This is a genomic window from Cellulomonas sp. H30R-01, assembly GCF_010119915.1.
GTDB classification, from domain to species: domain Bacteria; phylum Actinomycetota; class Actinomycetes; order Actinomycetales; family Cellulomonadaceae; genus Cellulomonas; species Cellulomonas algicola.
This window is the reverse complement of sequence record NZ_CP048210.1, coordinates 3,042,389-3,067,808: the sequence shown is the minus strand read 5'-3', so window position 1 is coordinate 3,067,808 and position 25,420 is coordinate 3,042,389. Positions and strand designations below refer to the sequence as shown.

The window sequence follows — 25,420 nt, the reverse complement described above, 5'->3', positions numbered from 1 at the left end:
GACGCCGCCGCCCGGGACGGCCCGGACACCCGGCGCGCACCGCACGGCGAGCGCGACCAGCACGGCGAGCGCGACCAGCACGGCGAGCGCGAGCAGCACGGCGAGCGCGAGCAGCACGGCGAGCACGACCAGCACGGCGAGCGCGACCAGCAGGACGAGCACGACCAGCACGACGAGCACGACCAGCACCACGAGCACCCCGACGACGAGGACGCAGCGATGAGCGACACCACCCGCCACGAGCCCGAGACCGTGCGCATCGGCGGCCACGACGTGCCCGTCGTCACCGCGCGGACCGTCGTCGTCGGCACCGGCTCCGCCGGGTTCAGCGCCGCCGACCGGCTGTGGGAGCTCGGCCACGACGACGTCGTCATGGTCGCCGACAAGGTCAACGCGGGCGCGTCCCGCAACGCCGGCTCCGACAAGCAGACCTACTACAAGCTCACGCTGTCCGGCGGCGACGGCGACTCCGTGCGGGAGATGGCGGAGACCCTGTACTCGGGCGGGGCGATGGACGGCGACAACGCGCTCGCCGAGGCCGCGCTGTCCGCGCGCGGGTTCCTGCGGCTGTGCGACCTGGGCGTGCCGTTCCCGCAGAACCGGTTCGGGGAGTTCATCGGCTACAAGACCGACCACGACCCTCGCCGCCGGGCCACGTCCGTCGGGCCCTACACGAGCCGGTCGATGGTCGAGCAGCTCGAGAAGAAGGTGCACCGCAACGGCACGCGGATCTTCGACGAGTGCCGCGTGGTGGACGTCGTGGTGCGCCCGGTGGGTGCGCCGTCGGCGGCGGTCGGTGCGCCGGGTCCGGCGTCGGGCGACGCGGGGCCCGCCGGCGGTGTCCCCGTGGACGGCGCCCCCACGGCCGTCGAGCGCGAGACCGAGGTCGTCGGCCTGCTCGTCCTGCGCACCGACGTCCCGCACGACGGCGCGCGGTCGCCGTTCCTGCTGTTCCGCTGCACCAACATCGTCTACGCGACCGGCGGACCTGCCGGCATGTACGCGACCCGCGTCTTCCCGAACGGCCAGTGGGGTGCGTCGGGGGCCGCGTACCGCGCGGGCGTGCACGGCAAGAACCTCACCGAGTGGCAGTTCGGGCTCGCGTCGACGCACCCGCGGTGGAACGTCTCCGGCACGTACATGCAGGTCGTCCCGCGGTTCGTGTCGACCGACGCCGACGGTGGCGACGAGCGCGAGTTCCTCACGGAGGCGATCGGCGACTACGGCCGGCTCATGTCGCTCGTCTTCCTCAAGGGCTATCAGTGGCCCTTCGACATCCGGAAGGCGCTCGACGGGTCGTCGCTGATCGACCTGCTCGTCTACCGCGAGACCGTCCTGCGCGGGCGGCGCGTGTTCCTCGACTTCCGCCGCAACCCCGTCCAGGACGTGTTCGACCCGAGCGCGCTCTCGCCCGAGGCGTACGAGTACCTCGACCGCGCCGGCGTCCTGTTCGGCACGCCCGTCGAGCGCCTGCGCCGCATGAACGAGCCCGCCTACCAGTTCTACCTGCAGAAGAACCCGTACGTGGACCTCGAGACCGACCTGCTCGAGGTCGACGTCTGCGCGCAGCACAACAACGGCGGGCTCGTCGTCGACGCGTGGTGGCAGTCCAACGTCACCGGCTTCTTCCCCGTCGGCGAGGCGGGCGGGGCGCACGGCGTCTACCGGCCCGGCGGCGCGGCGCTCAACAGCGGCCAGGTCGGCGCGACCCGCGCGGCGCAGTTCATCGCGGCACGCCGGTCGGTCGACCCCGTGGAGGTCGCGGACTTCGCCGCGGCGGCGGGGCCGGTGCTCGACGGCGCGCTCGACCTCGTCGCGCGGGCCTCGGCGCGGGCCGCGGCGGGCGTGCCCGACAACACCGGCGACCTGCTGCGCGACGTCCAGGTGCTGATGAGCGCCAAGGCCGGGCCGGTGCGGTCGGCCGCGTCGATCCACGAGGCGCTGGTGCAGGTGCACGAGTGGCTGGCGGCGTACTCCGACCTGGTCACGGCGGACGCCACGTCGCGACGCTCGGTGAACCGCACGTTCCTGGTCCGCGACATCCTGACGAGCGCCTACGTCTACCTCTCCGCGATGGCCGACTACGTCGCCCACGGCGGGCGGTCCCGCGGCTCCGTCCTCTACAGCGACCCCGAGGGCACGCTGCCGCACGTCGGGTACGGCCCGACCGCCGACGCCGAGCTCGACCTGCCCGACGTGTTCCGGTTCCGCCTCGACGGGGGCGCCCTCGACGACGTCGTCCAGGAGACCGGCTGGGTGCCGCCCGCGTCCGAGACGCCGGGCGTGGACTGGTCGCCCGTGGTCGAGCGGAAGTCCGACGACCCCGCGGGCCTGCCGGTCTTCCGCTGGCGACCGCGGCGGCCCATCCCCGAGGACGACGACTTCTTCGAGAACGTGTGGCGCGAGTTTCGCGCGCACGGGAACGTCTACTGATGTCGACGGCGACGGTCGCCCCGCTGCGCGTCGTGGTGCCGCTGCCCGACGAGCGCGTCGAGATCCGCGGCGCCGCCTGGCTCGAGACCACCGAACGCGGCCTGCTGCCGCACCGGCTGCCCGCGTGGACGCGCGCGCAGTTCCCCGACCGGTTCGTCGCGCTGTGCGACGAGCAGCCCGCGGGCGTCCGGCTCCGCCTGCGCACCGCCGCCACCCGGCTGCGCCTCGACGTCGACGTGCTCCGCGTCGCCGTCGGCCCGCAGCCGCCCGGTGCGCCCCAGCCGTTCGACGTGGTCGTCGACGGGGTGCTCGTCTCCCAGCCGGACGGTGGTGGGGTCGCCGCCGGGGGCGGTGTCGTCGAGCTCGAGCCGCACCAGGGCACGACCGTCGAGCGTCCCGGCCCGACGGCGTCGGTCGACCTCGCCCTCGTCGCGACCGCCCTCGAGGCGGGCGCGGGCGCAGGTGCGGGTGCGCGTGCGCGTGCCGGGACGGCCGTGCTCGCGGACGCCGGGCCCCACGGGGCGTCGGGCGTCGTGCGCGACGTCGAGGTGTGGCTGCCGTACGGCGAGGTCGTGCGTCTCGTCGCCCTGCACGCCGACGCGCCTGTGCTCGCGCCGTCCCGCGCGCGAGGCCGGCGCTGGGTGCACCACGGCTCGTCCATCAGCCACGGCGCCGCCGCCGACCGGCCGACGGGCACGTGGCCCGTGGTCGCCGCGCGCGCGACCGGCCTCGACCTCGTCAACCTCGGCATGTCCGGCAACGCGGTGCTCGACCCGTTCGTCGCCCGCACGCTGCGCGACGCGCCCGCGGACGTCATCTCCGTCAAGCTCGGCATCAACGTCGTCAACCACGACGCGATGCGGCTCCGGGCCATCGTGCCGGCCGTGCACGGCTTCCTCGACACGATCCGCGACGGGCACCCGACGACGCCGCTCGTCGTCGTCTCGCCGCTGCTCTGCCCGCTCGTCGAGGACACCCCGGGCCCGACGTTCATCGACCCCGCGTCGCCTCCGGGTGCTCCCGTCTTCGCGACGCGCGGGCGGCCCGGGGAGGTCGCGGACGGACGCCTGACGCTGCGCGTGATCCGCGCCGCGCTCGCGGAGGTCGTCGCGTCACGGCGGGCCGCCGGCGACGCGGCGCTGCACCTCGTCGACGGCCTCGACCTGTACGGGGACGCCGACTGGGACGCGCTGCCGATGGCCGACCTGCTCCACCCTGACGCCGCCGCGCAGCGGCTCGTGGGGGAGCGGTTCGCGGACGTCCTGCGCGGGCTGCTGGGGTACGCGGGCGGCGCATCCCGGGCCTGACGCCGACGTCGGCGCCCCAGACGTTCGGCGTGCGGCCGCGTGGTCCTGATCGCCGGACGTGTGGCCGCGTGGTCCTGATCGCCGGACGTGTGGCCGCGTGGTCCCGATCGCCGGACGGCCGTCGGGCCGCACTCCGCTCGCCGGCCGTGCCGGACGGTGGCGTGTCGCGCCATGAGTCCGCCACGCGACCGCCGTCTGACGAGCGCTGCCGGACGCGACGACGGCGGTGCGCCGGAGGGACCCCTCCCCTGGCGCACCGCCGTCGTCGTCACGTCACCCGGATCGGCAGGTGACGCGACCCCGCATCCTGCGACGAAGGTCCGCTCGGGCGGCCTGCTGGACCGTCCGAGCGGACCGCGTCACAGGTGCGGCAGCACGTGCCGGACGTACCGCTCGGCCATGGTGGCGAGCGTCTGGTCGCCCGGCGCGGACCACACGGACTCGTTGAAGATCTCCACCTCGACGTCCCCGGTGTAGCCCGCGTCGCGGACCCAGCGGGTGATCGTGGCGAAGTCCACGTACCCGTCGCCGACGTGCCCGCGCGAGAGCAGCGGGTCGGACGCGAGCGGGAGGATCCAGTCGCACACCTGGTAGCCCGCGATCCTGCCCGCCGCGCCCGCCCGGGCGATCTGGCGCTCCAGGTCCGGGTCCCACCACACGTGGTACGTGTCGACGACGACGCCCACGACCTCGGCCGGGAACGGCTCCGCGATGTCGAGCGCCTGGCCCAGCGTCGAGACGACCGCGCGGTCCGCCGCGAAGATCGGGTGCAGCGGCTCGAGCACGAGCCGCACGCCGTGGCCCGCGGCGAACGGTGCGAGCTCGCCGATCCGGTCGGCGACGCGCTGGCGGGCGGCGACGAGGTCACGGGCGGGGTCGGCGTCGCCTCCGGCGGGGTAGGGCAGCGCCGGTGCGCCCGGCCCGCTCGCCGCCGGCAGCCCGCCGACGACCATGACGAGCTCGCGCGTGCCGAGCGTCGCCGCCTCGACGATCGCCCGGCGGTTGTCGTCGAGCGCCGCCTGCGCGGCCGCGTCGTCGTCCGTCGTGAGGAAGCCCCCGCGGCACAGCGACGACACGCGCAGGCCGGCGTCCTCGATGATCCGCGCCGCCTCGACGGCGCCGACCTCCTGCACGCGGTCACGCCACGGCCCGATCGACGACAGGCCCGCGCGCACGGCGCCGTCGACGGCCTCGCGCAGCGTCCAGTGCTTCGTCGTGGCGGTGTTCAGCGACAGGCGCGAGAGGTCACCGGGCACGGCGTCGGCGCGGACGTCCTGCGCCCCCGCGGCCACGGCCGCGCCCTCCGCCGCGAGCCCGGTCGTCACAGCGAGATCTCGGGGACCGGGAGCCGGCGCCCCTCCGCCGACGACCGGAGCCCGAGCTCCGCGAGCTGGACGCCACGTGCCGCCGACAGCAGGTCGAACCGGTGGGTCCGGCCCGCCGCCACGTCGCGGAGGAACTCCTCCCACTGCAGCTTGAACCCGTTGTCGAGGTCCGCGTTCGCCGGGACCTCGAGCCACTGGTCGCGGAACGGCTCGGTCACCGGCAGGTCGGGGTTCCACACCGGCTTGGGCGTGTGCGCGCGCTGCTGCGCGACGCAGTTGCGCAGCCCCGCGACGGCCGAGCCGTGCGTGCCGTCGACCTGGAACTCGACCAGCTCGTCACGGAACACGCGGACCGCCCACGACGAGTTGATCTGCGCGATCACCGGGTCGCCGGCCGGCGTCTCGATCTCGAAGATCCCGTACGCCGCGTCGTCGGCGGTCGCCGCGTACTCGCGGCCCTGCTCGTCCCAGCGTGTCGGGATGTGCGTGACGGCCTGCGCGTTCACCGTCCGGACCTGCCCGAGGATCCCCTCGAGCACGTAGTTCCAGTGGCAGAACATGTCGACGACGATGCCGCCGCCGTCCTCCTTGCGGTAGTTCCAGCTCGGCCGCTGCGCCTCCTGCACGTCGCCCTCGAAGACCCAGTAGCCGAACTCGCCGCGCAGCGACAGGATCCGGCCGAAGAAGCCCTCGTCCACGAGTCGGCGCAGCTTCACCAGGCCCGGCAGGTAGAGCTTGTCGTGCACGACGCCCGCGGTGACGCCCGTCGACTCGCGCAGCCGCGCGAGGTCGATGGCCTCCTCGAGGGTCTCCGCCGTCGGCTTCTCGGTGAAGATGTGCTTGCCGGCCTTCATCGCGGCCGTCAGAGCCGCGTAGCGACGCGACGTGACCTGTGCGTCGAAGTAGACGTCCACCGTCGGGTCGTCGATCACGGCGTCGGCATCGGTCGTCCAGTGCTCGACACCGTGCAGCGCCGCGAGCTCCTTGACCTTGTCGGCGTTCCGGCCGACGAGGATCGGCTCGACCTGCAGGCGCGTCCCGTCCTCGAGCGTCACGCCGCCCTGGTCGCGGATCGGCAGGATCGAGCGGACGAGGTGCTGCCGGTAGCCCATGCGGCCGGTGATGCCGTTCATGGCGATGCGCAGGGTGCGGGACGTCATGGTCGCTCCGAGGTTCAGGACCGCGTTGTCGGTCGGAGGGGAATGCGCTTTCCAGCGTAGCGCAGGACCTGGCGGAGTCAAGTGCCGACCGGACGCCGGAGTACCCGACCCGCCCGCCGCCCGGCGAGGCCGATGGCGAGGCTGACGTCGAGCGACCCGGGCCCGGTACTCCGGCGGTGGAGCTCGCGGGGCGGACGGCCGGGTGTGAGCCGGCCGGTTCGGGCGCCGACCTGTCTGCCCCGCAGACGACGCGGGCGCTCCCACCCCTGCGCCCCAGGTGAGGATCTGCTCCTGGGACGGGCGACGGCGAGCATGCCGACCCGCCACTTCGCATCGCCGACCCGGTCGCTGATGTCGGACGAGAGCGAGCGGGCCGACCCGCCGCCTCGCGTCGTCGACCCGGCCCCCGGTGCCAGACGACGGCGAGCGTGCTGACCTGCCGCCTCGCGTCGTCGACCCGGCCCCCGGTGTCAGACGACGGCGAGCGCGCTGACGCTGACCTGCCGCCTCGCGTCGTCGACCCGGCCCCCGGTGTCAGACGACGGCGAGCGCGCTGACGCTGACCTGCCGCCTCGCGTCGTCGACCCGACCCCCGGGTGTCAGACGACGGCGAGCGTGCTGACCTGCCGCCTCGCGTCGTCGACCCGGCGCCCGGTGTCAGACGACGGCGATCGTCCCGACCGCCGCTCTGCGTCGTCGACCCGGTCCTGATGTCGGACGAGAGCGAGCGTGCCGACCCGGCGCCTCGCGTTGCGGACCCGCTCCTCGGTGTCAGACGACGGAGAGCGTGCGCAGGTGCGCCTGCACCTCCCGGCGGAGCACCTCGGACTCGGCGAGGTCGTCGCCGAAGACCTGCCGCACGGCCAGCAACCGTCCGGGCAGCCCGTCGAGCGGTCCAGCCGCAGCCGACGCGAGCACGCCCGCCAGCGGGTCGTCGAGCGTGACACGCCGGCCCGCGACCTCGAGGCCTGTCTGCGTCGTCGCGTGCACGTACGACATCCAGGCGGCAAGCGTCGCCGCAGCGGCCGTCGGGACCGCACCCGCGGCGAGCCGGTCGCGCACCGTGCCCAGGAGCCGCTGCGGCAGCTTTGCCGAACCGTCCATCGCGACCTGCACCGTCGTGTGGCCGGTGTTCGGGTTGGCGAACCGTGTGAGCACGTCCTCGCGGTACTGCGCCAGGTCGAGCCCGTCGGGTGCCTGGAGCGTCGGCAGGACGTCCTCGTCGACGAGAGAACGGACGACCGCCTCGAGCGTCGGGTCGGCGACGGCCTGGGCGATCGTCTCGTAGCCCCGCAGCGCCCCGAGGTAGGCGAGCGTGGAGTGCGACGCGTTGAGCACCCGCAGCTTGGCGCGCTCGTACGGCGCGACGTCGGACGTGAGCGTGGCGCCGGCGAGCTCCCAGGCCGGTCGGTCGCCGGCGAACGAGTCCTCCACGACCCACTGCGAGAACGGCTCGCCGACGACGAGCCCCTGATCCTCGAGGCCGGTCAGGCGGACGGCCTCGGCCCGGTGCTGATCGGTCGTCGCCGGGACGATGCGGTCGACCATCGTCGAGGGGAACGCCACGGACGTCGCCACCCACGCGGCCAGCCGGTCTCCTCCCGGGACTGCCGCGAGGATCGCGTGCACGAGGTCGGCGACGACCGGGCCGTTCTCGGCGAGGTTGTCGCAGCAGACGACGGTCATCGGCCCGGCGTCGGCACGGTGGCGCTGTGCGAGCCCGCGGACGAGCAGCCCGATCGGGGACCGCGCCGGTCGCTCGGGCGCGGCGCCCGCGAGCTCGGCGGCGAGCGCGTCGACGTCGGCGGCGAGATCGGGGTCGGCGAGGTCGGGCCGGCCGTCCGCAGCGCGGCGGTAGCCCTTCTCCGTGACGGTCAACGTGACGACGTGCGTGGTGGGGGCCGCGATCGTACGGACGACGTGGGGGGTGCGCGTGCCCGGGAAGGCGACGTCGCGCAGAGAGCCGATGATGCGCAGGGACGTCTCGTCCGAGCCTTTGGTGAGCACGCCGTACAGCCCGTCCTGCGGCGTGAGCTGGTCCGCCACCCGCGCGCTGCGCTGCGTGACGCCGAGGATCCCCCAGCCCGAGGCGCCCGAGGCGGCCGCCGCGTCCTCCGTGTACACCGCCTGGTGCGCGCGGTGGAACGCGCCGAGCCCGAGGTGCACCAGGCCGATCGTCGTCGAGGCGGGGTCGACGGCGGGACCGCGGACCGGGTTGGAGCCGGCCGGCCCGGCGGCGGACAGGTCGGCGCCGGACAGCGTCGTGCGGCTCAGGCGGGGCGTCATCGGTCGCTCTCCGTGGTCGGCGGGTGGGGTGCGGTGCTGGTCGAGCTGCGGACCACGAGCGCGACCTGCAGGCGGACGGGGGAGGCGTCGGTCGTCGTGTCGGTCGTCGTGCCGGTCGTCGTCCCGTCCGAGGCGGTCGGGTCGGTCGCGGACGTGGTCGGTGTCGTGGGCGCCACGCGCCGGGACGCGGCGGCGGCGCTCGGCGCCTCGGCCGGACGTGTGCGGCCGGTGGTGCCGGTCGCCGCCGCGACGGCCTCGGCGATCGCGCGCTCGGCGGGCGTCTGCCGCCCGGCGCGCAGGCCGCTCGCGACGAGCAGGTCGACCGACTCGCGACCGAGGCGCGCGAAGGGCACGGTCACCGTCGTGAGCGCGGGGGACACGAGCGTCGCGGCGGGGATGTCGTCGTAGCCGACGACGGAGACGTCCTCCGGCACGCGCAGTCCGCGCGCCTGGAGCCTGTTCAGGATGCCGAGCGCGACCAGGTCGTTGTGCGCGAGGACCGCGGTCGCACCGCTCGCCGCGACGAGGTCGGCCGCGGCGACGCCGCCCGCGAACACCGGGGCGAAATGGCCGAGGTCGACCACCTCGACGTCGCTCAGGCCGTGCGAGACGTCCCGCAGCCCGTGCCGGCGCCGGGTGTCCGACCACGAGTCGGTCGGTCCGCCGGCGTACGCGATGCGCCGGTGGCCGAGCGCGTGCAGGTGCGTGACGGCTTGTCGGACACCGTCGGCGTTGTCGATCACGACGGAGGGCAGGGTGCCGTGCTCGCGGTTGACCAGGACGAGCGGGACGTCGTCGGCGAGGCGGTCCAGGTCGGCGTCGGCCATCCGCGGTGAGCAGAGGATCGCGCCGTCCACCTGGCCGCCGAGGTGCGCGACCAGCTCGGACTCCAAGCGCGGGTCCTCCTCGGCGTCCGCGACGAAGACGGCGTGGCCGAGCGACCGGGCGCGCGCCTGCACCCCCTTGGCGACGGCGGCGAAGAATGGGTTCTCGAGGTCGGGCACGACGAGGCAGAGGTTCCCGGTACGACCGGTGATGAGCTCGCGCGCCGCTCGGTTGGGCCGGTACCCGAGCTCGCGGGCGGCGCGCTGCACCTGTTCGCGGCGCTCGGGCGCGACGAGGTCGGGGGCGCTCAGCGCGCGGGAGGCCGTGGCAGGGGACACCCCGGCCAGGCGCGCGACGTCGCGCAGCGTCACCACCACAGGTGCTCTCCTCCCGGTCGCACCGCTCGGTCGACGACGACGCGTCGATGCCGCAGCGATGAATACGATTGCAGCACGTTCGTGATCCACGGGACAACCCGGTCCCACGATTCGAACGCGTGTGCGGACGGCTCTTGCGAATCGTGCGTCCACCTGCTTGGCTCAGCGATGAAACCGATTGCACGCCGTTCATGACATCGCACCGATGCGCGACCGGCTCGACGAGGAGGTCGCACCGATGGCGCACGCCGACTGGACGCTTCATCCCGACCGTGCTCTGCCGAGCGACCCCGTCGTCCGTCCCATTGCGCGGGAGATCGTCGACCACACGTTGCGGCTGCCGATCGTCTCGATGCACGGCCATGTCGACGCCGGCCTCCTCGCGCGCGACGAGCCGTTCCCCGATCCTGCCGCGCTGCTCGTCGTCCCCGACCACTACCTGGTCCGCATGCTCGTGTCGCAGGGGGTCCCGCACGACGCCCTGGGCGTCCCGCGCCTCGACGGGCGTCCGGTCGAGACGGACCCGCGGGTCGTCTGGCGAGCGTTCGCGTCGCACTGGCACCTGTTCCGCGGCACTCCCACGCGGTACTGGATGGAGCACGTGCTCGTGGACGTGCTCGGCGTGCGGGAGCGCCTCTCGGCCGACTCGGCCGACCGCGTCTACGACCACCTCGTGGAGCGGCTCTCGGACCCGGCCTACCGCCCGAGGGCGCTGTTCGAACGCTTCGGGATCGAGATCCTGGCGACGACGGACCCCGCGACGTCGACGCTGCCCGACCACGCCGCGCTGGCGGCCGAGGGCTGGGGCGACCGGGTCGTACCGACCTTCCGGCCCGACGCCCTGCTGCACGTCGCGCGCCCGGGCTGGCGTGCCGACGTCGAGCGGCTGGGCGTGGTGACGGGCACGACCATCGGGAGCTACCGGGACCTGGTGTCGGCGCTCGAGGAGCGTCGACGGGCCTTCGTCGCGGCCGGCGCCCGAGCGACGGACCACGGGCACCTGTCCGCCGACGCCGTGCCGCTCGACGACTCGGTCGCGGAGAGGATCGTCGCCGACGCGTTGCGGGGTCGGGTCGAGGAGCGGGACGCGGCGGCGTTCTCGGGCCACATGCTGTTCGAGATGGCGCGCATGTCCACCGAGGACGGGCTCGTCATGCAGCTGCACCCGGGGGTGCTGCGTGACCACGACCCGGCGGTGTTCGCGGCGCGCGGACCGGACGTCGGCTACGACATCCCTGTGCCGACCGAGTACGTGCACGCCCTGCGCCCGCTGCTCGAGTCGTTCGGGCACCACCCGAACCTGCGGCTCGTGCTGTTCACGGTGGACGAGGACACCTTCAGCCGTGAGCTGGCACCGCTGGCGGGCGTCTACCCCGCGGTCCGGCTGGGTGCGCCGTGGTGGTTCCTCGACACCCCGGACGGCATGCGGCGGTACCGGGAGGCGGTCACGGACACCGCCGGGCTCTACAACACGACCGGCTTCGTGGACGACACCCGCGCGTTCTGCTCGATCCCCGCGCGGCACGACCTCGCCCGTCGGATCGACGCCGGCTTCCTCGCCCGGCTCGTGGCCGAGCACCGACTGGACCTCGACGAGGCGATCGAGTCCGCGGTCGACCTGGCCTACCGGATCCCTCGAGAGGCGTATGCTGCTCCGAGGACGGGAAACGCTTTCCCGTCGGAGCCGGACATGGCCACCGCTGCGAAGGAGCACGCGTGAGCGACACCGACATCCTCGACCGTCTCGGGGCGCACCGCCTCGTACCCGTGGTCGTCCTGGACGACGCGGCGCACGCCGACCCGCTCGCGAAGGCGCTCGTGGCCGGCGGGCTGCCGGTCGCCGAGGTGACCTTCCGGACCGCCGCCGCTCCCGACGCGATCCGCGCGATGAGCGCGCGCGGCGACGTGCTCGTGGGCGCGGGGACCGTCCTCACCGTCGCGCAGGTCGACCAGGCGGTCGCCGCAGGCGCGCAGTTCGTCGTCTCGCCAGGGACGAGCCGCGCCGTCGTCGAGCGGTGCCACGAGCACGGTGTGCTCGCGCTCCCCGGGGCGGTCACCGCGACCGAGGTCATGGCCGCGCTCGAGGTCGGCGTGTCGACCGTCAAGTTCTTCCCCGCCGGCTCGTCGGGCGGAGCCGCGGCCGTCGCCGCGCTCGCCGCCCCGTTCGGTGGCGTCGGCTTCGTGCCCACCGGCGGCATCGGCCCCGGCAACCTCGCCGAGTACCTCGCGCTGCCGACCGTCCGTGCCGTCGGCGGCTCCTGGATGGTGCCGAAGGATCTCGTCAACGCGGGCGACCTCGACGGCATCCGCGCGCTGACCGCTGCAGCCGTCGCCCTCGCGACGACGGGGTCGTGACCAGCGCCTCTCGGCACGACCCGCCGTCTCCCGTCCACCACCCGTCCTGACCGTCCGGCAGCCGGTTCCTCACGGCCCGCAGGACGACCGTCCGACCGCCGTCCCTCCGGATGGCACGACAGCACGAGGAGCTGACCGATGTCCGACCTGGTGATCCGCCCGGCCGAGGAGACGCGCTACGACGCGGTGTCGCTCGGGGAGGTCATGCTGCGCCTCGACCCGGGAGAGGGCCGCATCCGCACGACGCGGTCGTTCCGCGTGTGGGAGGGCGGCGGTGAGTACAACGTCGCGCGCGGGCTGCGACGCGCCTTCGGGCTGCGCACGGCGATCGTCACGGCCCTCGCCGACAACGAGGTCGGCCGACTCGTCGAGGACTGCATCCTCACCGGCGGGCTGGACACGTCGTTCGTCACGTGGGTCCCGTACGACGGCGTCGGGCGCGCGGTGCGCAACGGCCTCAACTTCACCGAGCGAGGCTTCGGGGTCCGCGGCGCCGTGGGTGTGAGCGACCGCGGGCACACCGCGGCCGCACAGCTAGCGCCCGGCGACATCGACTGGGAGCACCTGTTCGGCGACCTGGGTGTCCGGTGGTTCCACACCGGCGGGATCTTCGCCGCGCTCTCGGACAGCGCCGCCGAGACCGTCATCGAGGCCGTCACGGTCGCGCGCAAGCACGGGACGGTCGTCTCCTACGACCTCAACTACCGGCCGAGCCTCTGGAAGGCGATCGGCGGCCAGGCCAGGGCGCAGGAGGTCAACCGTGCGATCGCCCCGTTCATCGACGTGATGATCGGCAACGAGGAGGACTTCACCGCCTCGCTGGGGTTCGAGGTCGAGGGCGTCGACGAGAACCTCAGCGAGCTCGAGATCGGGTCGTTCGCCGCGATGATCGATCGTGTCGCCGAGGCGTACCCCAACTTCAAGGTCATCGCGACGACCCTGCGCACGGTCCGCAGCGCGTCGGTCAACGACTGGGGCGCGCTCGCCTGGTCGCGGGAGACCGGTGTCGTCCGTGCGACCCACCGTGAGCGGCTCGAGATCCTCGACCGCGTCGGCGGCGGCGACTCGTTCGCGTCCGGGCTGGCGTACGGACTCATCGCCGGCGACGGGCTCGCGACGGCCGTCGAGTACGGCGCCGCGCACGGCGCGCTCGCCATGACGACGCCCGGCGACACGACGATGGTGACGAAGGCCGAGGTGCTCAAGCTCGCCGGTGGTGGCGGCGCCCGCGTCGACCGCTGACCACACGCCTCGCACCGGCTGACCGCACGCCTGGCCCGCCGACCACACGCCTCGCACCGGCAGACCACGCCCGGAGCGCACGCCCCGCCCGGGTCCCACCGGGCGGGGCGTCGTCGCGCATGCGGGGCCTGAGCGTCGCCCGCGACGCACAGGCGGCCACCTGACCGCGCCGCCGTCTGGTGACGGCGCCGAGGGTCGGTGACGGGGCCGGCGGTGTGGTGACGGCGCCGAGGGTCGGTGACGCGGCCGACGGTGTGGTGACGGCGCCGAGGGTCGGTGACGGGGCCGGCGGTGTGGTGACGGCGCCGAGGGTCGGTGACGGGGCCGGCGATGTGGTGACGGCGCCGAGGGTCGGTGACGCGGCCGACGGTCTGGTGACGGCGCCGACAGTGTGGTGACGGCGCCGGCGGGTCAGGTGACGGCGCCGAGCTGCCAGGGGACGAACTCGTCGGCGCCCAGGTCGAGCTCCTCGGAGACGGTCTGCCGACCGGAGGCGACCTCGACGATCAGGTCGAACAGCTCCTCGCCGACGGACGCGACGGTCGCGGTGCCGTCGACGATCCGCCCGGCGTTGAGGTCCATGTCCTCGCGCATCCGCAGGTAGGTCGCGGTGTTGGTCGCGACCTTGATGGAGGGTGTCGGCTTGCAGCCGAGCACGGACCCGCGCCCGGTCGTGAAGACGACGACGGTCGCGCCGCCGGCGACGATGCCGGTCACGGACACCGGGTCGTAGCCGGGCGTGTCCATGAAGGTGAACCCGCGGGCGCGAACGGGCTCGGCGTACTCGTACACGGCCGCGAGCTCGGCGGTGCCGCCCTTGGCGACGGCGCCGAGCGACTTCTCGAGGATCGTCGTGAGCCCGCCGGCCTTGTTGCCGGGCGACGGGTTGTTGTCGAGGGTGCCGCCGCCGGCCGCGGTGTACTGCTTCCACCAGTCGATGCGGTCGAGCAGCTTCTGGCCGACGTCGCGGGACACGGCGCGTCGCAGCAGCAGGTGCTCGGCACCGAACACCTCGGGCGTCTCGGCGAGGATCGACGTGCCGCCGCTGGCGACGAGCAGGTCGGACGCGTACCCCAGCGCGGGGTTGGCGGTGATGCCGGAGTAGCCGTCGGACCCGCCGCAGTTGAGGCCGAGCACGAGCTCGGACACGGGGGCGGGGGAGCGGCGCAGCGCGTCGATCGCCGGGAGCATCTCCTCGATGGCGGCGACGCCGGCTCGGACGGTGGCGCGGATGCCACCGTTCTCCTGGATGACGAGGGTGCGGACGGGCTTGTCGGCGGGCAGGTCGAGACCGTCGAGCAGCGACTGGGCGGGCAGCATCTCGCAGCCGAGGCCGAGGACGAGCAGCGCGGCGATGTTGGGGTGGTCGGCGTACCCCCGCAGGGTGCGCCGCGTGATCTGAGCACCCTCGGACGTGGGGACGAGGCCGCAGCCGGTGTCATGGGTGAGGGCGACGACCCCGTCGACGTGCGGGAACGCGTCGAGCGCGCGGCCGCGGAACTGGTCCGCGACGAGCCGGGCGGTGGACGCGGAGCAGTTCACGGACGTGACGATGCCGACGTAGTTGCGGGTGCCCCAGCGACCGTCGGCCCGGCGGTACCCGTCGAACGTGCGCGCGGGCCCGGCGGGCGTGGGCGAGCTGACGCGGGCGGTGCCGAACTCGTACTCGCGGTCCTCGTCGTCCATGCCGAGGTTGTGCGTGTGCACGTGGTCGCCGACGGCGATGTCGCGCGTGGCGCGCCCGATGGACTGGCCGTACTTCCGTACCTGCTCGCCGGCGGCGACGGGTCGGAGCGCGAGCTTGTGCCCGCGAGGCACGCTCTGCCGGACCACGAGGACCGCACCGGCACCGGCAGCGGCAGCGGCAGGGGGAGCGGCGGCGGCAGCGCCCGCGGGGGCGGAGTCGTGGCCGTCGCCGACTGCGGGCACCGTGGCGTCGCCGAAAGTGCTCGCGGGCGGGTCCGCCGGCGCGCTGGCGGGCGCGGCGAGGACGGTGCCGGGTCCGTCGGCGGACCCGAGGGTGAGGACGGTGCCGTCCTGCAGGTCGCGGGTGGCGACGCCGACGTGGTCGTCGGGCCGCAGCACGAGCACGGCGTCGGCTAGAGCGGTGGTGGCCGTCATCGTCGAGAGCCCCTTCGAGGAGGAAGATCCCCAGGATACCGCTTTCCCACCACGCCGAGCAGCCCGCTGATCAGCGTCGGCCCATCCCGTGCCGGACTGTGCCACCGCTGTGACACGGCGAGCCCCTACCCTTGCGACCATGGCGGGATCGGTGACTCTGAGCGACGTCGCGCGCGAGGCGGGCGTGTCGTTGGCGACCGCGTCGCGCGCCATCAACGGCAGCGCGAACCGCACGGTCCGCGCCGACCTCCGCGACCGGGTGCTCGCCGCCGCCGCGAAGCTCCGCTACACCCCCGACGCGAACGCCCAGGCGATGGCCCGGGGCCGGACGACGTCGCTCGGCCTCGTCGTCCACGACATCGCCGACCCCTACTTCTCCTCGATCGCGGCGGGCGTCACGCGCGCCGCGGACCGTGCAGGCCTGCAGGTCACGCTCGCGAGCACGCAGCACGACCCGAGCCGCGAGGCCGGGCTCGTCGACCTGCTCAAGCGCCAGCGGGCGCGCGCGATCGTCATCGCGGGCGGGCGCCTCGACGACCCCGAGACGACGGGCGAGCTGCGCGACGCGCTGGCCGACTACCGCGCGGTCGGCGGTTCGGCGGCGGTCATCGGCCAGCCGGTGCTCGGCGTCGACGCGGTGGTCGTCGCGAACGCGCAGGGTGCGGCGGACCTGGCCCGCGCGTTGCACGAGCGCGGCTACCGGTCGTTCGCGGTCCTCGGCGGCCCTGACGGGCACCTCACCGCCCGCGAGCGGCGCGAGGCGTTCGTCGGCGCGCTCGCGGAGCTCGGTGTCGAGGTCGCGGCGGAGTCGGTGATCGCGAGCGCCTTCACGCACGAGGGTGGCGAGGACGCGATGCGGGCGCTGCTGCGCGGCGGTGACCTGCCCGAGGTCGTGTTCGCGGTGAACGACGTCATGGCGCTCGGCGCGCTCGCGGCGGCGCGGGACGCGGGCGTCGAGGTCCCGCGCGACGTGGCGCTGGCCGGCTTCGACGACATCTCGACGCTGCGCGACGTCGTCCCGCCGCTGACGACGGTCCGCATCCCGCTCGTCGACATCGGCATCGCGGCCACCGAGCTCGCGCTCGCCGAGCCGTCGGACGAGCCCCGCCTCACGCACGTCCCGACACAGGTCGTGCTGCGCGACTCGACGCCCCCGCGCTGAGGGTCGGACCGCGAGGCGCGCACGCCCGCTCGCGACGTCGTCACCGCCGACGACGCGCACGCCCGCTCGCGACGTCGTCACCGCCGACGACGCGCACGCCCGCTCGTGACGTCGTCACCGCCGACGATCGACGCGGTCGCGGTGCGGTGACCGGCGTCGCACGCGCCCGTCCACCCGTCAGCGAGCGCTGACGGGCTCCGCGACGGCGTCGGCGGTCGCGACGTCTGACCCGGTGAGCGCGTCCTCGAGGCTCAGCAGGTGCGTGGCCATGCGCAGCCGTGCGCGGTCGGGGTCGCGCGCGACGATCGCGGCGAGGATCGCCTCGTGCTCGACGAAGGTGCGGTCCTCGAGCCCGTCGTCGTGCGGGGAGCGCCGGCGTCGAGAGGTGCGTCCGGCGATGCCGTCGATGAGCGCGGCGAGCACGGAGTTGCCGGACGCGCTGGCGATGACGGCGTGGAACGCGACGTCGGCGGCGGCGAGCCGCTCGTGGTCGAGGGGGTCGGCGGACAGGGCGCGCGCGGACTCGTCGAGCGCGGCGCGCGCGAGCTGCACGTCCTCGTCGTCGATGTGCAGGGCGGCGAGCCCGGCGGCCTCGGTCTCGAGGAGGCGGCGGACGGCGTGGAACTCGGCGTCGTGCTGGAGGTCGGCGACGAACGAGACGGGCGCGAGCAGCCGGGCCGGGTCGAGCGTCGTGACGTAGGTGCCGTCGCCGTGCCGGGAGTCGAGGATCCCGAGGGTGCCGAGGGCGCGGACGCCCTCACGCAGGGATCCGCGGGAGACGCCGAGCGTGCCGGCGAGCTCCTTCTCCGCGGGCAGGCGGTCACCCGGCCCGAGCAGGCCGTCCAGGATCATCTGCTTGATGCCGTCGACGACATCCTCGGATCGGGACACGTCTGCAGTATTCCGTGTGGCGCGCCGTCGCGGGCGCGGTCGGTCAGAGGTCGTCCAGCGGGAGGCCGTAGACGCGGTTGGCCGTCCCGCCGAGGATCAGGTCGCGGGCGTCGCCGGGCAGCTGGTCGATGGTGCTGCGGAGCCCGTGCCAGACGCGCCCGTAGGAGTCGCCGTCGACGAGCGCGTACGGCCAGTTGGAGCCGAGCATGAGCCGGTCGGGCCCGAACAGGTCGAGCGCGCGGTCGACGGCGGGCTGCAGGTGCTCGGGCGTCCAGCCGGGCCCGGCGGCGGCGCCGAGGCCCGAGAGCTTGGCGACGACGTTGGGGTGCTGGGCGACGGCGCCGAGCATCGCGGACCAGTGGGTCCACGCGTCGCGCTCACCGTGCCGGAGCGCGGCGAGCGGCGGTGCGCCGAGGTGCTGGATCACGAACGTGAGCTTGGGGTGGTTCTCGGCGAGCGTCGCGACGTGGCCGAGCAGGGTCGGCGTGTGCGCGGGCAGGTCGAGCGTGAGGCGGCGTTCGGCGAGCAGCCCGAGGGACTCGTCGACGGTGGGCTGCAGCAGCCACGCCGGGTCGGGCTCCTCGTGGACGCGGTGGCCGACACCGACGACGGGCTCCATGCGCCACGCGTCGAGCTGTGCGGCGGCGTCCTCGGGCTGGGTGAGCGGCACCCACGCGACGACCCCGGCGACGCGGGGGCACGAGAGGGCCTGGAAGAGCATGAGCTCGGAGTCCGCCCGGTTGTCCGCGGCCTGCACGAGGACGACCTTCCCGACGCCTTCGTCGGCCAGGTCGTACTCGACGTCCGGGACCCGGAAGGGGCGCTCGACGGCGGCGACATCCCCGGTCATCCAGGGGTAGTGGACGGCGTCGGGGTTCCACACCTGAAGATGAGCATCCACGACATCGTGCATGGCTCGGACGCTAGCAGTGGTCCGACCTCTTGCCGCCGTACGCATGGAGATCCTCATGCAACCCTCATCAACCAGCCCTGCTCCGCCCCAGACATCGGACGACTTGTGCAGCTCGCGCACAGCCGACGCACAGCGGAGCGGCTCGACCGCGCCAGACGTCGGACCTCCGGTGCACCGGTACGCCCGTGTCAGCGGCCGACCGCGTACCCCTGCATGCCGCGCGGGTTGGCGGCGGCCACGAGGAACCCGTCCGCGCGCACGCCGGCGGCGCTGATCCGGCCGAGCGACCACGGCCCGGCATCCTGAACGGCGTGCCCCTTGCCGGCGAGCGCGGCGAGCGCGTCGGCGCCCAGGCGCGACTCGGCGACGAGCCCGCGGGCGACGTGCGTGCGCGGGTAGAACGACTCGGGGACGTGCGACGAGTGCCAGGACGGTGCGTCGATCGCGGCCTGCAGGTCGAGCCCGCCGAGCAGGTGCCGCAGCAGGAACGGCACGGTCCACTGGTCCTGCTGGTCGCCGCCGGGGGTGCCGAACGCGAAGCCGGTGCCGTCGTCGTGGAGCACGAGGCCCGGGCTGAGGGTCGTGCGCGGGCGGCGTCCCGGCGCGAGCGAACCCGGCAGGCCCGGCGTGAGCCAGAACATCTGCGCGCGTGTCGGCAGCGGGAAGCCCAGCCCGGGCACGACCGGGCTCGACTGCAGCCAGCCGCCCGACGGCGTCGCGGACACGCGGTTGCCCCACCGGTCGACGACGTCGACGTGGCAGGTGTCGCCCGTGGTGACCCCGCTCGTCGAGACGGTCGGCTCGCCGACGCCCGCGACGGCGGCGGGCTGCTCGATCCGCTGCAGGACGTGTGACAGCACCGGGTCGCGGTCGTCGGGCCGCCCGGGACGCAAGCCGTCCGCAGCGTCCGGCCCGACGAGCCGTGCCCGGTCCGCCGCGTACGCCGCCGACAGGAGCGTCCCGAGCGGGACGTCGGGCGCGTCCCCGTACCAGGCCTCGCGGTCGGCGAACGCGAGCTTCGCGACCTCGACGACGGTGTGCACGAGCTCCGCCACGGCACCCGACGGCGGCGCCTCGCCGGACGCGGCGCGGACGAGCGGCCCCACGTCGAGCGCGTCGAGCATCGCGAGCTGCTGCAGCAGGACCGGCCCCTGCCCCCACGCGGCGGTCTTGTGGATCGTCCGGTCCGCGAACCGCAGGGTCACCGTCGGCTCCTCGGTCGCGCGCCACCCGGCGAGGTCGTCGGCCGTGAGGAACCCGGTGTGCGCACGGCCCGACGAGTCCTGCACGGGTGTCCCGGTCACGAACGCGTCGACGGCCTCCGCGACGAACCCCTCGTAGAACGCGCGCCGCCCCGCCTCGATCTGCGCCTCGCGGTCCGTCCCCGCGGAACGCGCCTCGGCCAGGATCCGGTCGAACGTGTCCGCGAGGACGGGGTTCGCGAACCGCGCGCCGGCCGCGGGCAGAGCACCGCCCGGCAGGTAGACCGCGGCCGACGTCGGCCAGTGCTCGGCGAACAGGTCCCGCACCGTCTCGACGGTTCGGGCAGCCGTCGGCAGCAGCGGGAAGCCGTCACGCGCGTACCCGGCCGCGGGGGCCAGGACGTCCTCGAGCGTCATGGTCCCGTAGCGCGCCAGGAGGTCGAGCCAGGCGCCGAACGCGCCCGGGACGACGGCCGCGAGGTGGCCCGTGCCGGGCACGAGGTCGAGGCCGAGGTCGCGGTAGGCGTCGATCGTCGCGCCCGCGGGTGCGGTGCCCTGGCCGCAGACGACGAACGTGTGCCCGTCGGACGCGCGGTGCCCGATGATCGGCGCGTCACCTCCGGGACCGCACAGGTGCGGCTCGACCACGCTGACGACGAACCCCGCGGCGACGGCCGCGTCGAACGCGTTCCCGCCGGCCTCGAGCACCCGCATCCCGACACCGCTCGCGAGCCAGTGCGTCGATGCGACCATGCCGAAGGTCCCGGTGAGCTCGGGGCGCGTGGTGAACATCGACCGATCGTCTCCCACGTGCGCGGTCGTCGCCGCACCGGGCGGTGCCGCCGCGGGCCGCGTCGCCCCGGTCGGCGCAGCGGTCCGCCCGGCGCGATGAACCCTGGCCGAGCCCGCGGCGAACGGTCCGTGAACTTCGGACGACCTGTCCGTTCTGCCGGCTGACCTGCGAGAATGATGCCCGGGTGGACGACGACCTGACGCTTCTCGCCGACCGGCTCCAGCACGCCCTCGGTGACTACCGGACCACCGCCGCCGCGACCGTGAAGGAGCTCGCGCGTGCCGTCGACGTGGTCGACGCCGACATGCCGATCGCGCGCCTCGAGGTCCTCTTCCGGTCGCCCCACGTCACGACCGTCGCGGTCCGCGACCCCGACGACCCCGTCCGCATCGGCCTCGTCACCCGCACCCGGTTCACCGCCGCGATGACCGGCCGCCTCGGCTTCGGGCGCGCCGTGCACGCGCGTCGCGAGACCGGCGAGATCGCGGACTGGGCCCCGCTCGTCGCGCCGCCGTCCGCACCGGTCTCCGAGGTGGCGGTCCGCGCGATGGAGCGGCACGACGAGCGCCGCTACGACGACGTGATCGTCGCGGGCGACGTGTGGGCGGTCGCGAGCACGTCCGACCTCGTGCACGCGCTGTCGACGCTGCTCGCCGTCCGGTCGCTGCACGACTCGCTCACGGGCCTCGAGCACCGCGCGATGCTCCAGCACCGGCTCGCGGAACGGTGCGCGGACCTGCACGGCACCGCGGGTCGCGTCGTGCTCGTGCTGCTCGACGTGCGGGGCTTCCGGCACCTCAACGTGACGCGCGGGTTCGCGTTCGCCGACGTGGTCCTCGCCGCGCTCGGCGCCCGGCTGCGCGGGATCGCCCCCGTCCGGTCCGACGCAGCCCGCATCGGTGGCGACGAGCTCGCGCTCGCCGCGACGCTCCACGCGCGCGACGAGCAGCACGCCGCGCAGGTCGCCGACGGCCTGCGGCAGCAGCTCGTCGAGCGGCTCGCCGTCCCCGCGTCGGGCATCGACGCGGCGGACTGGCCCTCGCTGCACGCGGTCGTCGTCTGGTCCGAGCCCGGCGGCGGGACGCCCGACGAGCTCCTGCGGCTCGCGCAGCGCCGGCTCGGCGAGGCGAAGGACCGCTGGCGGCTGCGCGCGTCAGGTCTCCCCGAGGTCCGGTCGCTGCTCGGGGGCGACGAGCTCGTCGAGGTCGTCGACCTCTGACGTCGGCGCGCCGCCCGGGAGCGGCCCGACGCGCACCGGCCGACGACGCGCGTGCGGCGGCGGCGGACGGTCGCCGGCGCACGGACGTCGGCGGCCCTCCGGGGCCTTGCCCGCACTCCCGTCAGGCGCCTCCCGGGAAGCCGAGCTGGCGCCATGCCTCGTAGGTGGCGACGGCGGCGGCGTTCGACAGGTTCATCGAACGCCGCCCCGGCAGCATCGGGATCCGGAGCTGCACGTCGACGCGGTCGTGCGCGAGCACGTCGGCGGGCAGGCCCGTCGGCTCCGGGCCGAAGAGCAGCGCGTCGCCGTCGCGGTAGCTCACGTCGGCGAAGGCCGTGGTCGCCTGCGTCGTGAAGGCGAGGACCCGGGCGTCCGGCAGGGCGTCGAGCAGGGCGTCGAAGGACGCGTGCACGACCACGTGCGCGAGGTCGTGGTAGTCGAGACCCGCCCGCTTGAGCCGCGCCTCGGACAGGTCGAACCCGAGCGGCTCGACGAGGTGCAACGTCGCGCCCGTGCCCGCGGCCATGCGGATCGCGTTGCCGGTGTTCCCGGGGATGCGGGGCTCGAAGAACACGACGTGCAGCACGCGCCGATCCTAGGCGGGGGCCCGGTCGGATCGATTCGGCCGACCGGCGTGCGGGCGGCTAGCGTGGCGACGCACGCTCCCACCGCCGAGAGGACGCCCCGCGATGCCCACCGAGCCCGTCTACCGCGCCGCGGACGAGCGCTACGACGCCATGACCTACCGTCGCACCGGGCACAGCGGCCTCGACCTGCCCGCGCTGTCGCTCGGCCTGTGGCACAACTTCGGCGACACGACGCCGCTCGAGACGCAGCGGGCCGTCCTGCGCCGCGCGTTCGACCTCGGCATCACGCACTTCGACCTCGCGAACAACTACGGCCCGCCCTACGGCTCGGCCGAGGCGAACTTCGGCCGGGTCCTGCAGCGCGACCTCAAGCCGTACCGCGACGAGCTCGTCATCTCCTCCAAGGCCGGCTACGACATGTGGCCCGGCCCGTACGGCGACGGCGGCTCGCGCAAGTACCTGCTCGCGTCGCTCGACCAGTCGCTCGCGCGGCTCGGGCTCGACTACGTCGACGTCTTCTACTCGCACCGCCCCGACCCGAGCGTCCCGGTCGAGGAGACGATGGGTGCGCTGCACACCGCGGTGACCAGCGGCAAGGCGCTGTACGCGGGCATCTCCAACTACTCGCCGTCCCAGACGCGCACCGCGCAGCGCGTGCTCGCCGACCTGGGCACGCCGCTGCTCATCCACCAGCCGTCGTACTCGATGTTCAACCGGCACGTCGAGAACGTCGCCGAGGGGGAGTCGGAGTCGCTGCTCGACGTCGTCGGCGACCTCGGCATCGGCACGATCGTCTTCTCGCCGCTCGCGCAGGGCCTGCTGACCGGTCGCTACCTGTCCGGCGACGTGCCGTCCGACTCGCGCGCCGCCGTCGGCCACTTCCTGAAGCCGTCGGCGCTGTCCGAGACGTACCTGACGCGCGCGCGGGCGCTGAACGACATCGCCGCCGGCCGCGGGCAGTCGCTCGCGCAGCTCGCCCTCACGTGGGTGCTGCGGGACTCGCGCATCACGTCCGCGCTCGTCGGGGCGTCGTCGGTCGCGCAGCTCGAGGACAACGTCGCCGCGCTGTCCGCGCCGCCGCTGACCGACGACGAGATCGCCGCGATCGAGCCGCACGCCGTCGACGGCACCGGCCGGTGAGCGCCCCGCTCGTCCTGCTGCACGGGCTCTCGGACTCCGGCGACTGCTGGCCGGGCGTGGTCGCGCACGTCCGCGACCGACAGGTGCTCACGCCGACCGCGCTCGGGCACGGCGGCCGGCCGCTGCCCGACGTCTTCGCGATCAGCGCGCTCGGCGCGGACGTCGTCGCGACGCTGCGGTCCGAGCTCGGCACCGAGCGGGCGGTCGTCGTGGGGCACTCGATGGGTGGGCTGATCGCGCAGGAGGTCGCGCTCGTCGCGCCGGACCTGGTCGCGTCCGTCGTGCTCGTCGACCCCGCGTGGACCGCCGGCGACGTCCCGCCCGAGTGGCTGGCCGACGCCGTCGCGGCGCGGCACACGCCCGTCGAGGAGCTGGTGGCGCAGTCGCGCCGCGACGACCCGACCTGGCCCGAGGACGAGCGCGCCCCCTGGGCGGCGTCCCGCGCGGGCCTGCACCCGCAGCTGGCTGCGGTGCCGCACCGGTGGGCCGAGCGTGACTGGCCCGCGTCCGTCGGCGAGATCACGGCGTCGGGCATCCCGGTCACGCTCGTCACGGGCGCCCCCGACCGCACGATCGTGGGCCCGTCGCTCGTCGCGCGCGCCCTCGCGGCCGTCGCCGAGGCCGGACCCGACGCCGCCCGCCTGACGATCGTCAACCTCCCCGGCACCGGGCACAGCGTCCACCGCGACGCCCGCTCGGCGTTCCTCCGCACCCTGGACACGGTCCTCGCGTCGTCCTGACGCCGGACCTCGCGCCGCCCGCGGCCGGGCCGGACGACAGTCCCGTGTCCTCGAACGCGCCATCACGTGCGTCTGAGGCACCTCACACGGCCGTGATGGCGCGTTCGAGGTGCGCCTGAAGCCGTCCCGTCGCCGTTTCACGGGGCGAGCACGACATCAGGGGCGCTCCGGCGGTCCCGACGGGGTTCGACGGTCCTGGTGGTCGACAGCGGTTCTGGCCGTCGTCGTCCTGACGGTCCTCGCGGGTCGGGACGGCGTCGGACCGTCAGAGGTGGGTCGCGAACCAGGTCAGGATGCGGCGGTGCTGGACCGCGTCGCCGTTCTCGTGGTGGTTGAACGGGTAGACGGCGATGTCGCGCGGCACCGACGGGTCGCCGTCGGCCCAGGCGTTGAACGCGGCGAACGCGGTCGACGGCGGGCAGACGGTGTCGCGCAGGCCCGTCCCGAACAGCGCGGCGGCGCGGGCGCGGCGGGCCAGGTGCACGCCGTCGAGGTACGACAGGGTCCGCAGCACCGCGTCTTCAGCGTCGCGGTGCACGGCGAGGTAGCGCACGATCTCGGCGTACGGCTCGGTGTCGACCAGCCCGATAGCGCGCTGCACGTGGCACAGGAACGGCGCGCTCGCGGCGACCGCGGTCAGGTCGGTGACGAGCCCCGCGACGGCGATCGCGATGCCGCCGCCCTGGCTGTTGCCGAGCGCCGCGACGCGGGTCGCGTCGACCCCGGGCAGGGTGCGCACGGCGTCGACCGCGCGCACGGCGTCGGTGTAGAGCCGCCGGTAGTAGGCGGTGTGCGGCGAGCGGATGCCGCGCGTGACGAAGCCGGGCGCGGCGGGCTCCGACCCGACGGGGTCGGGGGTGTCGCCGCCGTTGCCGTACTGGCCGCCCTGGCCGCGCGAGTCCATGAGCAGGTGCGCGTACCCGGCGTTGGCCCAGGTCAGCCGCTCGATCGGCTCGCCGCGACCGCGCCCGTACCCGAGGTACTCGACGACCGCCGGGAGGTCGCTGTCGACGCCCGCGGGCCGCGTGTACCAGGCGCGCACGGGGTGGCCGCCGAAGCCGGGGAACGTGACGTCCCAGGTGTCGACGAGCGTGAGCCCCGTGTCGACGCGCGTCGCGGTGACGGGCGTGTCGTGCGTGCGCGCCTCGGCGAGCGTGGCCGACCAGAAGGCGTCGAGGTCGTCGGGCTCGGTGACGTCGGGACGGTAGGTGCGCAGCTCGGCGAGCGGGAGGTCGAACAGGGCCACGGCGGTCCTCCGGTTCGGGTCGCGTCGTCGCGACGGTTCGTCGGGCGTGGTGGTCGGTGCGGGACGGCGGCCGACGCGCGACCGCCGCGGTCGTCG

At 74.6% G+C, this 25,420-nt stretch carries 19 protein-coding genes; 9 read left to right on the top strand and 10 right to left on the bottom strand.

Annotation, left to right across the window (positions count from 1 at the left end):
- The first annotated feature begins 219 nt into the window (after window positions 1-219).
- Both GXP71_RS13735 and GXP71_RS13730 read left to right on the top strand, forming a co-directional pair.
- A complete protein-coding gene (locus GXP71_RS13735; RefSeq protein ID WP_162353100.1) occupies window positions 220-2,433 on the top strand; it encodes an FAD-binding protein in 2,214 nt (737 codons plus the stop codon).
- Window positions 2,433-3,740 carry an SGNH/GDSL hydrolase family protein gene (locus GXP71_RS13730; RefSeq protein WP_162353099.1) on the top strand — a complete coding sequence of 436 codons (1,308 nt, stop codon included), beginning with the start codon at window positions 2,433-2,435 and terminating at the stop codon, window positions 3,738-3,740. Before GXP71_RS13735 ends, GXP71_RS13730 begins: the two co-directional genes overlap by 1 nt.
- Window positions 3,741-4,099: 359 nt before the next feature.
- Here the strand turns inward: GXP71_RS13730 and GXP71_RS13725 are convergent, their stop codons facing one another.
- From GXP71_RS13725 to GXP71_RS13710, 4 genes are all read right to left on the bottom strand, one after another.
- Window positions 4,100-4,996 carry a sugar phosphate isomerase/epimerase gene (locus GXP71_RS13725; protein WP_162354361.1) on the bottom strand — a complete coding sequence of 299 codons (897 nt, stop codon included), beginning with the start codon at window positions 4,994-4,996 and terminating at the stop codon, window positions 4,100-4,102.
- A 65-nt stretch (window positions 4,997-5,061) separates the two neighbouring features.
- Window positions 5,062-6,225, bottom strand: a complete 1,164-nt coding sequence (locus GXP71_RS13720; protein WP_162353098.1) for a Gfo/Idh/MocA family protein — start codon at window positions 6,223-6,225, stop codon at window positions 5,062-5,064.
- A gap of 771 nt (window positions 6,226-6,996) precedes the next feature.
- Window positions 6,997-8,511: a mannitol dehydrogenase family protein gene (locus tag GXP71_RS13715; protein WP_162353097.1), complete on the bottom strand. Its 1,515-nt coding sequence runs from the start codon at window positions 8,509-8,511 to the stop codon at window positions 6,997-6,999.
- Entirely contained in the window at window positions 8,508-9,713 is a 1,206-nt protein-coding gene (locus GXP71_RS13710) for a LacI family DNA-binding transcriptional regulator (RefSeq protein WP_162353096.1), read from the bottom strand. The genes GXP71_RS13715 and GXP71_RS13710 overlap by 4 nt, the downstream gene beginning before the upstream one ends.
- Before the next feature lie 205 nt (window positions 9,714-9,918).
- Here GXP71_RS13710 and uxaC point away from each other — a divergent pair, with 205 nt between their 5' ends.
- The 3 genes from uxaC (at window position 9,919) to GXP71_RS13695 (ending at window position 13,310) form a co-directional block, all read left to right on the top strand.
- The gene (gene uxaC / locus GXP71_RS13705) at window positions 9,919-11,433 is read left to right on the top strand and encodes a glucuronate isomerase (RefSeq protein WP_238402419.1); all 1,515 of its coding nucleotides are present in this window, start codon (window positions 9,919-9,921) and stop codon (window positions 11,431-11,433) included.
- The gene (gene eda, locus GXP71_RS13700; protein WP_162353095.1) at window positions 11,430-12,068 is read left to right on the top strand and encodes a bifunctional 4-hydroxy-2-oxoglutarate aldolase/2-dehydro-3-deoxy-phosphogluconate aldolase; all 639 of its coding nucleotides are present in this window, start codon (window positions 11,430-11,432) and stop codon (window positions 12,066-12,068) included. The genes uxaC and eda overlap by 4 nt, the downstream gene beginning before the upstream one ends.
- A gap of 138 nt (window positions 12,069-12,206) precedes the next feature.
- Window positions 12,207-13,310, top strand: a complete 1,104-nt coding sequence (locus tag GXP71_RS13695; RefSeq protein WP_162353094.1) for a sugar kinase — start codon at window positions 12,207-12,209, stop codon at window positions 13,308-13,310.
- Window positions 13,311-13,721: 411 nt separating this feature from the next.
- Here the strand turns inward: GXP71_RS13695 and GXP71_RS13690 are convergent, their stop codons facing one another.
- Window positions 13,722-15,431 carry a UxaA family hydrolase gene (locus GXP71_RS13690; protein ID WP_162353093.1) on the bottom strand — a complete coding sequence of 570 codons (1,710 nt, stop codon included), beginning with the start codon at window positions 15,429-15,431 and terminating at the stop codon, window positions 13,722-13,724.
- A gap of 139 nt (window positions 15,432-15,570) precedes the next feature.
- Between GXP71_RS13690 and GXP71_RS13685 the strand changes: the two genes are divergently transcribed.
- A complete protein-coding gene (locus tag GXP71_RS13685) occupies window positions 15,571-16,593 on the top strand; it encodes a LacI family DNA-binding transcriptional regulator (protein WP_162353092.1) in 1,023 nt (340 codons plus the stop codon).
- Between the two features lie 177 nt (window positions 16,594-16,770).
- Here the strand turns inward: GXP71_RS13685 and GXP71_RS13680 are convergent, their stop codons facing one another.
- From GXP71_RS13680 to GXP71_RS13670, 3 genes are all read right to left on the bottom strand, one after another.
- Window positions 16,771-17,484, bottom strand: coding sequence for a FadR/GntR family transcriptional regulator (locus GXP71_RS13680; RefSeq protein ID WP_162353091.1), 714 nt, complete (start codon window positions 17,482-17,484; stop codon window positions 16,771-16,773).
- Between the two features lie 43 nt (window positions 17,485-17,527).
- A complete protein-coding gene (locus tag GXP71_RS13675) occupies window positions 17,528-18,397 on the bottom strand; it encodes an amidohydrolase (protein ID WP_162353090.1) in 870 nt (289 codons plus the stop codon).
- Window positions 18,398-18,585: 188 nt separating this feature from the next.
- Window positions 18,586-20,391, bottom strand: coding sequence for a gamma-glutamyltransferase family protein (locus GXP71_RS13670; protein ID WP_162353089.1), 1,806 nt, complete (start codon window positions 20,389-20,391; stop codon window positions 18,586-18,588).
- A gap of 185 nt (window positions 20,392-20,576) precedes the next feature.
- Between GXP71_RS13670 and GXP71_RS13665 the strand changes: the two genes are divergently transcribed.
- Window positions 20,577-21,611 carry a diguanylate cyclase domain-containing protein gene (locus GXP71_RS13665; protein WP_162353088.1) on the top strand — a complete coding sequence of 345 codons (1,035 nt, stop codon included), beginning with the start codon at window positions 20,577-20,579 and terminating at the stop codon, window positions 21,609-21,611.
- A gap of 121 nt (window positions 21,612-21,732) precedes the next feature.
- Here the strand turns inward: GXP71_RS13665 and GXP71_RS13660 are convergent, their stop codons facing one another.
- On the bottom strand, window positions 21,733-22,197 hold the full coding sequence (locus tag GXP71_RS13660) for a tRNA (cytidine(34)-2'-O)-methyltransferase (RefSeq protein WP_162353087.1): 465 nt from the start codon (window positions 22,195-22,197) through the stop codon (window positions 21,733-21,735).
- Between the two features lie 103 nt (window positions 22,198-22,300).
- Between GXP71_RS13660 and mgrA the strand changes: the two genes are divergently transcribed.
- Window positions 22,301-23,338: an L-glyceraldehyde 3-phosphate reductase gene (gene mgrA, locus GXP71_RS13655; protein WP_162353086.1), complete on the top strand. Its 1,038-nt coding sequence runs from the start codon at window positions 22,301-22,303 to the stop codon at window positions 23,336-23,338.
- Window positions 23,335-24,078 (top strand): alpha/beta fold hydrolase, encoded by a 744-nt coding sequence (locus GXP71_RS13650; protein WP_162353085.1) that lies wholly within the window; start codon window positions 23,335-23,337, stop codon window positions 24,076-24,078. Before mgrA ends, GXP71_RS13650 begins: the two co-directional genes overlap by 4 nt.
- Window positions 24,079-24,343: 265 nt before the next feature.
- Here the strand turns inward: GXP71_RS13650 and GXP71_RS13645 are convergent, their stop codons facing one another.
- Window positions 24,344-25,324: an acetylxylan esterase gene (locus tag GXP71_RS13645; protein ID WP_162353084.1), complete on the bottom strand. Its 981-nt coding sequence runs from the start codon at window positions 25,322-25,324 to the stop codon at window positions 24,344-24,346.
- Between the last annotated feature and the right edge of the window lie 96 nt (window positions 25,325-25,420).